An 11,410-nucleotide genomic window follows, 5' to 3' on the forward strand; every position below is an offset into this window, starting at 1 on the left:
CCGGTGAAAACAGCCCGTCCGGCGTTCGAGAACGAGGCCCGTTCAGGGCCGGAGCGGTGGATCCGGGCGCGGCAGCCCCCGGGGACGCCCGGGGGGACGCCCACCACAACGGTGAGAGCCCAGTAAGAAGCCCGACCGCAGGTCGATCCGACCCGCCCGACCGCCGGAGGCCTTGGCAGACTGGACCGCGTGCCGCAGACCGTGCTCCTCGCCGAAGACGACCGCGCCATCCGTCACGCCCTGGAACGGGCCCTGACCCTGGAGGGCTACCGGGTCACGGCGGTCGCCGACGGCGTCGAGGCGCTGGCGCACGCTCACAAGGCGCCGCCGGACGTGCTCGTCCTCGACGTGATGATGCCCGGCATCGACGGCCTCCAGGTCTGCCGCGTGCTGCGCGCCGAGGGCGACCGCACGCCGATCCTGATGCTGACGGCGCTCGTGGAGACCGCCGACCGGATCGCCGGCCTGGACGCGGGCGCCGACGACTACGTCGTGAAGCCCTTCGACGTGGAGGAGGTCTTCGCCCGGCTGCGGGCGCTGCTGCGCCGCACCAGCCCGGCGGCCCCCGTCGACGTACCGAAGCCGGCGCCGGCCCCCGCCCGGTACGTGGAGGCCGCGGGACTGCGGATGGACCCGCAGGCGCGGCGGGCCTGGCGCGGGGAGCGGGAGCTGGAGCTGACCCGCACCGAGTTCGAACTGCTGGAGCTGCTCGTGCGCAACGCGGGCATCGTCCTCGACCACGCCACGATCTACGACCGCATCTGGGGCTACGACTTCGGCCCGGGCTCCAAGAACCTCGCCGTCTACGTCGGCTATCTGCGCCGCAAGCTCGACGCTCCCGGCGCCCCGCAGCTGATCCACACCGTGCGGGGCGTGGGTTACGTGCTGCGGGAAGACTGAGGGGCGGGCTCCGGTGGGCGGCCGTCCCGGGCGGGCGGGACCGGCGGGCGGCCGGGTGAGGCGCTGGGCGTCGTGGCGGCGCCCGAAGCTGGCCTCGCTGCGCACGACCTTCGCGGTGTCCTTCGCCGCCGTGACCGCCGCCGTCACCGTCCTCGTCGGCGTCCTGTCGTACTCGGCCGCGGCCCGGCTGGTGCGGGTGGACCAGGAGTCGGTGTTCGACGAGGTCGTCCAGGACCTGCGCGACGAGGTGCGCGACAAGGCGATGGACCCCGAGGACTTCTCCTCCGCCGCGCCGGGCCACGACATCGTGCGGCCCGCCCGCACGGACGTGCAGGTGCTCGGGCCGGACGGGGCGGTCGTCGACCCCGGCAACCCGGGGCTGCCGGTCGTGACCGCGGACCGGGAGATCGCGGCCGCGGCGACGGCCGGGGCGCTCACCGTGCACAAGGACGTCGACGTCGGCGACGACGTCTACCGCGTCGCGACGGTCGCGCTGGGCGGCGGGCGGGGCGCGGTGCAGGTCGCGCAGGAGTTCAGCGACACGGAGGACCTGCTGCGGGCGCTGCAGCAACGGACGCTGGTGCTGATGCTCGCGGTCGTGACGGCCGCGGGTCTGTTCGGCTGGTGGCTGGCCCGGCGCATCACCCACCGCCTGGTCATCCTCACCACCGCCGCGGAGGACGTCGCCCGCACCCGCCGCCTCGGCGTCCAGGTCCCCGTCACCGGGTACGACGAGGTCGGCCGGCTCGGCCGCGCCTTCGACCGCATGCTGGGCCGCCTCGCCCAGTCCGAGGAGGACCAGCGCCGCCTGGTCCAGGACGCGGGCCACGAACTGCGCACCCCGCTGACCTCGCTCCGTACGAACATCTCGCTGCTGCGCCGGATCGACGAGCTGCCCCCCGAGACGCGGGACGAGCTCGTCGCCGACCTCGGCCAGGAGGCCCGCGAACTCACCGACCTGGTCAACGAGTTGGTCGACCTCGCGGCCGGCCAGTCCGACACCGAGCCCCCGCGGCGCGTCGACCTCGCCGACCTCGCCGAGGACGTCGCCGGCCTCGCCCGCCGCCGCACCGGCCGGCGGGTCCTGGTCCGCGCGAGCGGCGACACCACCAGCGACGGCCGGCCGGGCATGCTCCAGCGGGCGCTGTCCAACCTCGTCGAGAACGCCGCCAAGTTCGACCGCGGGGGCAGGGAGCCCATCGAGATCAACGTCTCCGGCCCCGTCCCCCACGCCCGACCGCGCCCGAGCGGCGAGACCCCCGTCGGCACGGTCCGCGTCGAGGTCCTCGACCGCGGCCCCGGCATCACCGAGTCCGACCTCACCCGCGTCTTCGACCGCTTCTACCGCGCAGCGGACGCCCGGTCCCTGCCGGGCTCGGGCCTGGGCCTGTCGATCGTGCGGGAGGTGGCCCTGGCGCACGGGGGCGCGCCGTTCGCCTTCCACCGCGAGGGCGGGGGATCGGTGATCGGGTTCACGGTGGGCGGGGGACTGGAGGACTGAGCGGCCGGGGAGCCAGAGGTGAGCGGATCGGGTCCGTCGGCCGGGAGCGGGGTGAGGCCTCCGGGCGGCGCGGTGATCCGCCGACCGGAAGGGCGGCCCGTGCGGGCCGTCGACGAGGGAGGGAGTCGACGCGTGCTGAACGACCAGGAGGCCGCCGCGCTGGCGGCGATCGACGAGGAGGCCGTCGGGCGGACGCTGCTGGAGCTGATCGCGATACCCAGCGTCACGGGAAGCCCCGCCGAGTCGGAGATACAGCACCACCTCGCCGGACGGCTGGAGCGGCTCGGCCTGGACGTCGATCTGTGGGGCATGGACCTGCCCGCCCTGTTCGCGCACCCCGCCTTCCCGGGCACGGAGGCCCCGCGCGAGGAGGCCTGGGGGCTCGTGGGGCACACGCCGGACGGCGGAGACGGACCGACGCTGATCCTCCAGGGGCACGTGGACGTCGTACCGCCCGGGGACCTCGCGGCCTGGGACGGCGACCCGTTCGTGCCCCGGGTGCGCGGCGACGTCGTCCACGGGCGCGGGGCCTGCGACATGAAGGCCGGGCTCGCCGCGCACCTGGCCGCGCTGGCGGCGATCCGGGCGGCCGGGGTACGGCTGCGCGGCAGGGTCGCCGTGCACTTCGTGGTCGGGGAGGAGGACGGCGGGCTCGGCGCCTTCGGCACGCTCCAGCGCGGCCACGGCGGTGACGCGTGCCTGATCGCCGAGCCGACGGCCGGGACGGTGATCACCGCGAACGCGGGCGCGCTCACCTTCCGGATCGCCGTTCCCGGCAAGGCCGCGCACGCCAGTTCGCGGGAGGCCGGGGTCAGCGCGATCGACGCCTACCTGCCGGTGCACCGGGCGCTGGCCCGGCTCGAGGGCGAGCGCAACCGGGCGCCCGATCCGCTGCTCGCCGAGTACCCGATCCCGTACTCCCTGTCCGTGGGCACCCTGCGCTCCGGGGACTGGGCGAGCAGCGTGCCGGACCTGCTCGTCGCGGAGGGGCGGCTCGGCGTGCGGCTCGGGGAGGATCCGGCCGAGGCGCGGGCGCAACTGGAGCGGTGCGTGGCGCAGGCGTGCGTGGCCGATCCCTGGCTGCGGGAGCATCCCGCGGCCGTGACCTGGCCGGGCGGCCAGTTCGCCAGCGGGCGGCTGCCGGCGGGGCATCCGCTGCGGGACGCCGTGGCGGACGCGTACGCCGACGCGACCGGTGCCCCGCGCCCGAGGGAGCGCGGGGCGACGTACGGCAGCGACCTGCGGCTGTACGCCGCCGCCGGGATCCCGGCCCTGCAGTTCGGGCCGGGCGACATCGCGGTGGCGCACAGCGCGCGAGAGCACGTGTCGGTCCGGGAGGTGGTGGACGCGGCGCGTGCGGTGGTGCTGACGGTGCTGCGGACGGTCGGCACGAAGTGAGCGACGATCTGCGGCCGGGCCCGGTCTCCACGGCGGACCCCGCGATCGAGGCGAGGGAAGCCGAGGAGACGGGGGCCAGAGAGGCGAGGGAGGCGAATGGGGTGAGCCCCATGACCACCACGATCGCGGTGACCGGACACACCGACCTCACCGAGGAGAGCGTCCCGCTCGTGCGCGCCGCCCTCGACGCCCTGCTCGGCCGGTACGCCCGCGACGGCGGCGGTGACCTGGTCGGCGTCTCCTGTCTCGCCGCGGGCGCCGACTCCCTCTTCGCCGAGGCCGTCCTGGCCGCCGGCGGCCGCCTGGTCGCCGTCATCCCCTCCCGCGACTACCGCCGCACCAAGGTCGAACCCGCCCGGGTCCCGCTCTTCGACCGGCTCGTCGCGTCCGCGGCCGAGGTTCTGGTCCTCCCCCGCGACCGGGCCGACCGCGACGCCTACGACGCCGCCAACGCCGTCCTCGTCGAACGCGCCGACCGCCTCGTCGCCGTCTGGAACGGCGAACCCCCGAGCGGCCGGGGCGGCGGCACGGCGGACGCGGTGCGGGACGCGCGGGCGGCGGGGGTGCCGGTCGAGGTGGTGTGGCCGGAGGGGGCGGGGAGGGGCAGCGGAAGCTGACGTTCTCGCGCGAGGTTCTCCCGACACCCCGGGCCTTCCCGGATCCGGCGACCAGCGGTGGCGCACGCGATGCCGGACCCACTCATCGCTCGCACATATATGGGAATACTGCGGAATGTACGGCCATATGGGGTACCGGTCCTACGGGCCCTGCGGGCCGTAGGAGTCATCAGCCGTAGGAGTCATCAGCCGAACGAGTCACACGAGTCATGAGCCATACGGAGCCATGCGGGCTGTACGGAGAGAGCGAGATGGGCGGCGGATCGGACACCGTCGTCGGTGAGGCGCTCACCGCGCGTGTCACCGTCGACGAACAAGGCACCGTGACCGGCTGGAACGACGGAGCGCAGCGGCTCCTCGGATACGCGGCGGAGCAGACCGTCGGCCGACCGGCGGCGACCCTGCTGGCCGAGCCGCCGGTGGCGGGCGACCTCCCACCCCTGGCCCGGCTGCCGAGATGGCACGGCACGCTGGCCGTCCGGCACCGTGACGGCCGCCGCCTGGAGACCAGGGTCCTGGCGCACCACAGGACGCCGGACCACGGGGCGCGCGACTGGCTCCTGGTCTCCGCCGTCGGGGGACAGCGACCCCGCCCCGACGACGAGGCGCTCGCGAGGCGGGGTTTCCTCGACTCCCCGTGCTGCGCGACCTCGGTGTACGACACGGACCTGCGCTTCCGCCGGTCCAACCGGCGCGGGCAGGGCGTACTGGGCCTGAGCGACGACGACCTGCGCGGGCTGCGGCTGTCGGACGTCCTCGCCCCGCCGGTCGCGGAGAAGGTCGAGCGGGGGATGCGGCGGGCGCTGGAGACGGGCGAGCCGCAGTACCTGGAGAACCACGCCCGTGGTCCCGGTGAGGCCCGTGAGCACGCCTGGTCGGTCCAGGTCTACCGCTTGCAGGACCCGGAGGGCCGTGTCCTGGGCGTGGCCTCCACCGGGCACGACAGGACGGAGGAGTACTGCGCCCGCAAGCGGCTCCAGCTGATCGCCGAGGCCGGCGGGCGCATCGGCAGCACCCTCGACGTGACCCGGACGGCGCAGGAACTGGCGGACGTGCTGGTGCCGGAGCTCGCCGACTTCATCAGCGTCGATCTGCTGACGTCGTTCTTCGAGGAGGGGGACGGGCCGGTCGCGGAGCAGGCGGGCGGCCCGCTGGTGCTGCGGCGCGTCGCGCACCAGTCCGTGCTCCCGGACATCCCCGAGGCGGCGGTGGAGCCCGGTGGGGAGGGCGAGTACCCGGCGGGCTCCCCGCCGGCCGAGAGCATCCGCTCGGGACGGGCCCAGCGTTACCTGGTGACGGATCCGGCGGTCGCCGACTGGGTCGCCCGGGATCCGCTGCGGGCCTCCCGTGTCCGTGACTTCGGCTTCCACTCGGTGATGACCGTGCCCCTGTCGGCGCGCGGCGTCACCCTGGGCGTCGCCGTCTTCGTCCGCCACCGGCACCCCGACGCCTTCCAGCGGGACGACCTCGTCCTGGCCGAGGAGCTGGCGGCGCGGGCGGCGGTCTGCATCGACAACGCCCGGCGCTACACCCGCGAACGCGGTACGGCGGTCACCCTGCAGCGCAGCCTGCTGCCGCGGCGGATGCCCGAGCAGTCCGCGGTCGAGGCCGCCTTCCGCTACCTTCCGGCCGGCGCCCGGGCGGGGGTGGGCGGGGACTGGTTCGACGTGATCCCGCTGTCCGGGGCCAGGGTGGCACTGGTCGTCGGGGACGTGGTCGGCCACGGTGTCCACGCCTCCGCGACGATGGGCCGGCTGCGCACGGCCGTACGCACCCTCGCCGACATCGACCTGCCGCCCGACGAACTGCTCACCCACCTCGACGACCTGGTGGGCCGGCTCGCCACCGAGGCGGAGGGCACGGAGGACGAGCCCGGGAACGACGGGTCCGGAGCCGGGGCCACGTGCCTGTACGCGGTCTACGACCCGGTCTCCCGCCGCTGCACGTCGGCCAGGGCCGGGCACCCGCTCCCGGCCGTGGTCAGCCCCGACGGCACCGTGGAACTGCTCGACCTGCCGGCCGGACCCCCGCTGGGCCTGGGCGGACTCCCCTTCGAGTCGGTCGAGACCGAGCTGCCCGAGGGCAGTCTCCTCGTCCTCTACACCGACGGCCTGGTCGCGTCCCGGGACAACGACCTCGACGACGGCGTGGCCCGTCTGTGCCGGGCGCTGACCACCCCGGCGGCCTCCGTCGACGCCCTGTGCGACACCGTCCTCGCCAGGGTGCTCCCGCACCGGCCCGTCGACGACGTGGCCCTGCTCGTCGCCCGCACCCGCGCGCTCGACGCCTCCCAGGTCGCCGTCTGGGACGTGGTCCCCGCTCCCGCCGCCGTCGCCGAGACCCGGAAGAACGTGGCGGCCCGGCTGGAGGCCTGGGGCCTGACGGAGGCCGCCTTCGTCACCGAGCTGATCGTCAGCGAACTCGTCACCAACGCCATCCGCCACGCCGAGCCGCCCATCCAGCTGCGCCTCATCCGCGACCGCACCCTCATCTGCGAGGTCTCCGACGCCAGCGGCACGGCCCCCCACATGCGCCGCGCCCGCACCTACGACGAGGGCGGCCGAGGCCTCCTCCTGGTCGCCCAGCTCACCCAGCGCTGGGGGACCCGCCCCTGCGCCAGGGGCAAGACGATCTGGGCGGAACAGAGCGTGGAGGGCGCGGCGGAGGGGCTGTGGCTCACCTGAGGACGGACGGGCCGACGGGGCGGCGGGTGCCTGGGCGGGCCCTGGGCCGCACCTCGGTCCGTGCCCGCCACCTGGTCAGTCCCGTCGCAGCGTCGCCTCACCGCGTTCCAGGGAGTCGAAGGCGTACCGAAGTGTGCCGTCCGTCGACGGTGTGAGGGTGATGGCCACTTCGTCGGCACAGTTCAGGGTGCCTTTCGTGATCCGCTCCTCCACCTCGGTGCCCTGGTCGGTCTGCGAGACGAGCACCCAGGTGCCGCCGCAGTCCAGCGTCGGGTAGTCGACCGTGGCCACGGTCTCCCCGACCTTGCCGCCCTTGTAGACCGCCTTGACGGGATAGGTGTTGCTCGCGCCCTGCGTCACCGTGCCCCGCCAGGTGCCCTCGTAGCGGAACGAGGACGGCGCGGACCCGGAACCGTCGGCGATGCCCGAGGCCGTCGGCGAATCCTTGCCTCCCGACGAGGAGGATCCGTCGTTCACCAGGTTCACGGCCACCAGGCCCCCGACGACGAGAGCCGCGACCAGCAGGACCGCATTGCGGCCGGACCTGCCCGTTCTGCCCGGTCTGACCGGAGGGCCGCCGGGCGTGGTGGCCGCGTTGCCCCACGGATGGGCGGGGTGCGGGTGGTGCGGGTGGTGCGGTGGTCCGGCCGCCGGACGCAGGGGCCCGGGCTGCGGCGTTCCGGCCGGGGGAAAGGCGAGGTGGGGCTGGGGCGTGCCGGCGGGAGGAGACGTGAGGGGCCGCGGTGGGCCGGGTGCCGGGTGGCCGGGGCGGGGGGTGGCGGTCTGGGTGGCCCAGTACGCCTCCGGTTGCCCGGCGGCCCCGTCCACCGTGGTGGGAGGCGGGGTCTCCAGCTGCAGCAGCCGTGCGGCGTGCCGCCCGAGGTGGTCCAGCAGTTCCGGCGGAAGCCAGGGGCGGGAGCGGCCGTACCCGGCGGCCTCGGCCGCCTCGGCGATGCGCGCGGGAGTGGGGCGCAGCGCCGGGTCCTTGGCGAGACAGTTCTCCACCAGGTCGCGGAGCGAGCCGGTGATGCCGTCGAGGACGGGCGGCTCACTCACGACGGCCACCATGCCCGCCGCGGGTCCCTGGCCGGTGCCGGCGAACGGCGATCGTCCGGTCGCGGCGAACGTGAGCACGGCCCCCAGGCAGAAGACGTCGCTCGCCCCGGTGACGGGCACGCCGTTCACCTGCTCGGGGGAGAGGAATCCGGGGGTGCCCACCACCATGCCCGTACGGGTGAGCCCCTCGCCGTCGGCCGCGCGCGCGATCCCGAAGTCGATCACCCGTGGCCCGTCCAGGCCGACCAGCACGTTGGACGGTTTCAGGTCCCGGTGCACCAGTCCGCAGCCGTGAATGGTCTCCAGCGCCCGCGCCAGTCCGAAGGCGAGCGCCCACACCGATTCCTCCGGCAGGGACCCGTGCCGCTCCACCGCCTCGTGCAGCGTCAGCGCGGGAACATAGGCCGTCGCCACCCAGGGCACGGCGGCCTCCGTGTCCGCCGCCACCACGGCGGCGGTCCATTCGCCCACCACTCTGCGGGCGGCCTCGACCTCCCGCCGGAACCTCTGCCGGAACTCGGGGTCCACCGCGAGTTCGCCGTGCACCAGCTTGACCGCCACGGTGCGGCCCTGCGCCGAACGCCCCAGGTAGACCCGGCCCATGCCGCCGGACCCCAGACGACCCAGCAGCCGGTACTGCCCCACGGTCTGCGGATCGCCGGGCCTGAGCTCGTCCATGCCAACCCCCCGTCACTGGAGCCGCCCCTCCCGCACCGGTGTGGGCGACCGCCCGTCCACGCGGCACGGGGGCACGTCGCTCCCGCCAGTTCAGACGACGATTGTGTCAATTCTCCGGCAGCGGGGGGACCGTTACGGACGCGCCGATGTGAAGGTGCAGTGCCTGCCGGTGCGCGGCGGACGGGTACGGCTTGACCGACCCGAAGAACGGGCGCGCGTGCTCGGCGCGGGGGAGCGTCAGGGCGCGAGCCTTCCGCCGTGTGCCCCGGCCGCCTGGCGGCCCCACCCGGCACATGACGAGGGCGGAGCCCGAAAGCCCCGCCCGAATCCGTGAATTCCCCCGAAGTGCCAGGTCAGGGCCACACCAGGCAATACGGCTGATGCCCCGCCTCGTGCAGCCGGTGCGAGAAGTCCTGCCACTCGTGCAGCGAGTGGGACGGGCGGGGTGCTGACCGGGCGTTTCTCGGTGGAATGGCCGTTGACCTGCCGAAACTCCTCCCGGTGGTTCTCACCGGTCAACGCCGTTTCCCGGGCTCATGTGCCCTGGATGTGCCCTCGGGGCACGTGCCGGGGCAGGCATTCATGCCCAGATTTCGCGCCTAGGGGGCCTTGATGAGCCGGCAGAAGGCTGTGATGTCCCTGCCGATCGGTGGGAGCTGCCCCGCCGTGTGGCTGGAGCCGGCGTCTGTCTGGCCGCCGGGCCTGTGCAGGGGTTTTAGGGTCGAGTCGGCATGGGCCGGACGGCATGGACGAAGGTGAGGCGGAGCGCGTGATCCGGGTAGTGGTGGTGGACGACGAGGCACTGGTCCGTTCCGGCTTCGAACTCATTCTGGGTGCGGCCGAGGACATCGAGGTCGTTGCGACCGCCGGCGGGGGCGGTGCCGTGGAGACCGTGCGCCGGGAGCGGCCCGACGTGGTCCTGCTGGACATCCGGATGCCGGACGTCGACGGGCTCACCGTCCTGCGCGAGCTGCGCGCGATGCCGGATCCGCCGGTGGTGGCGATGCTGACGACGTTCGACGCCGACGAGTACATCCTGACCGCGCTGCACTCCGGCGCTGCCGGTTTCCTCCTCAAGGACACCGAGCCTGAGCAGCTCGCCCACCTGGTGCGCACCCTTGCCGCGGGCGGCATCGTGCTGTCCCCCAAGGCGTCGCGGACACTGCTGCGCAACCACCCCGGCAGCGGGGCGGCCGTCGACGAGGAGGCGGCCCGCGTCCGGCTGCTCACCGCACGGGAACGCGATGTCCTTGTCCTGGTGGCGGAGGGCCTGTCGAACGCGGACATCGGGGCGCGCATCCACTTGAGCGCCGGTACGGTCAAGGACCACGTCAGCGCGATCCTCACGAAACTGCGGGTGACGAGCCGGGTGCAGGCCGCGCTGCTGGCGCAGCGGGCCGGGCTGCTCGACGAGCGCCCGCAGTGGCAGGCCGGACGATGAGCCGCGCCGCAGCTGCTTGGAAGCGGGTTCCCACTCCAGTCGTCGACGTCCTTCTGGTGGCGGTGGCGGCCGTGGACGTATGGCTGAACATGTGGGAGCACACGGGCCTCGGGGTCTCGCTGGCCGCGGTCGGTTGCGCCGCGTTGGCGTTCCGGCGCCGGTTCCCGCTCGCCGTGTTCCTGCTTACCCTGCCCATCGCGCTGATGCAGGATGTCGCCGTCGCTGTGCTCGTGGCGCTGTTCACCCTGGCCGAGTGCTCCCGCAACCGCCGTCTCCTCGCGGTGTGCGTCGCCCTGGCCGCCGTCGCGGGCAGTACCCCGTGGCCCTTGGCCGAGGCCGACCGGACCATGACGCTGGTCTTCTTCGTGTACGGCCTGGCGACCTCTGCCGCCCCGGTCCTCTTCGGCCAGCTTCTCCAGGCACAACGGGACCTGGCGCGGCGGCTGGACGAGATCGAGGAGGCCAGGGAACACGAGCGGGCCCTGCACGCCCAGGCCGTGCTCGCCCGTGAACGCGCCCAGCTGGCCCGAGAGATGCACGACGTGGTCTCCCACCAGGTCAGCCTGATCGCCGTACGGGCCGGAGCCCTCCAGGTTGCCACCAAGGACGCGGACGCCAAGGAGGCCGCCCGCACGATCCGTTCGCTGAGCGTCACCACACTCGACGAACTGCGCACCATGGTCACGCTGTTGCGCGCCTCCGGCGGTCGCGCCACCGAGCTGACGCCTCAGCCCACTCTCGCCGACCTGCACCAACTGGTGGAATCAAGCGGCACTCACGCGGAGCTGACCGGTGAACTCCCGCCCGCCGTGGGCACCCCCGCCCAACGAGCCATCTACCGCACGGTCCAGGAGGCGCTGACCAACGTACGCAAGCACGCCCCGGGCGCCGCGGCCCGCGTCGAACTGTGGCAGGACGGCGACGACGTCGGAGTGACTGTCACCAACACCGCGCCCACCCGTCCCTCCCTGGCCCTGCCCGGTTCGCAGCAGGGCCTGATCGGCCTGCGGGAACGGGCCGACATCCTGCACGGGACCCTGGAGTCGGGCCCGACGGCCGAAGGCGGCTACCGGGTGCGGCTGCGGATCCCGCTCGGGGCGGACTGACCGACCGGAACTTCCTGCTGTTCTGGTGG

At 74.2% G+C, this 11,410-nt stretch carries 8 protein-coding genes; 7 read left to right on the forward strand and 1 reads right to left on the reverse strand.

What is annotated here, in order from left to right; all coding sequences use genetic code 11:
- The first annotated feature begins 189 nt into the window (after nucleotides 1–189).
- The 5 genes from ACIHAR_RS28395 to ACIHAR_RS28415 all read left to right on the forward strand — a co-directional run bounded on the left by ACIHAR_RS28395 (nucleotide 190) and on the right by ACIHAR_RS28415 (nucleotide 7,100).
- Nucleotides 190–900: a response regulator transcription factor gene (locus tag ACIHAR_RS28395; protein ID WP_365460637.1), complete on the forward strand. Its 711-nt coding sequence runs from the start codon at nucleotides 190–192 to the stop codon at nucleotides 898–900.
- Between the two features lie 55 nt (nucleotides 901–955).
- Complete coding sequence (locus ACIHAR_RS28400; RefSeq protein WP_365460913.1) at nucleotides 956–2,401, forward strand: HAMP domain-containing sensor histidine kinase; 1,446 nt, start codon at nucleotides 956–958, stop codon at nucleotides 2,399–2,401.
- A gap of 132 nt (nucleotides 2,402–2,533) precedes the next feature.
- Nucleotides 2,534–3,799, forward strand: a complete 1,266-nt coding sequence (locus tag ACIHAR_RS28405; RefSeq protein WP_400022485.1) for an ArgE/DapE family deacylase — start codon at nucleotides 2,534–2,536, stop codon at nucleotides 3,797–3,799.
- A 110-nt stretch (nucleotides 3,800–3,909) separates the two neighbouring features.
- Nucleotides 3,910–4,416 (forward strand): hypothetical protein, encoded by a 507-nt coding sequence (locus tag ACIHAR_RS28410; protein WP_365460641.1) that lies wholly within the window; start codon nucleotides 3,910–3,912, stop codon nucleotides 4,414–4,416.
- A 209-nt stretch (nucleotides 4,417–4,625) separates the two neighbouring features.
- Nucleotides 4,626–7,100, forward strand: a complete 2,475-nt coding sequence (locus ACIHAR_RS28415) for a SpoIIE family protein phosphatase (protein ID WP_400022486.1) — start codon at nucleotides 4,626–4,628, stop codon at nucleotides 7,098–7,100.
- A gap of 75 nt (nucleotides 7,101–7,175) precedes the next feature.
- Here ACIHAR_RS28415 and ACIHAR_RS28420 read toward each other — a convergent pair whose 3' ends face one another.
- Entirely contained in the window at nucleotides 7,176–8,834 is a 1,659-nt protein-coding gene (locus tag ACIHAR_RS28420) for a protein kinase (RefSeq protein ID WP_400022487.1), read from the reverse strand.
- 745 nt (nucleotides 8,835–9,579) lie between these two features.
- On the opposite strand from ACIHAR_RS28420, the gene ACIHAR_RS28425 reads away from it, so the two are divergent.
- Nucleotides 9,580–10,275: a response regulator gene (locus ACIHAR_RS28425; protein WP_400022488.1), complete on the forward strand. Its 696-nt coding sequence runs from the start codon at nucleotides 9,580–9,582 to the stop codon at nucleotides 10,273–10,275.
- The gene (locus ACIHAR_RS28430; protein ID WP_400022489.1) at nucleotides 10,272–11,381 is read left to right on the forward strand and encodes a sensor histidine kinase; all 1,110 of its coding nucleotides are present in this window, start codon (nucleotides 10,272–10,274) and stop codon (nucleotides 11,379–11,381) included. Before ACIHAR_RS28425 ends, ACIHAR_RS28430 begins: the two co-directional genes overlap by 4 nt.
- Nucleotides 11,382–11,410: the final 29 nt, after the last annotated feature.

The sequence above is a fragment of the Streptomyces sp. NPDC052016 genome, assembly GCF_044548445.1.
Taxonomy (GTDB): Bacteria; Actinomycetota; Actinomycetes; order Streptomycetales; family Streptomycetaceae; genus Streptomyces.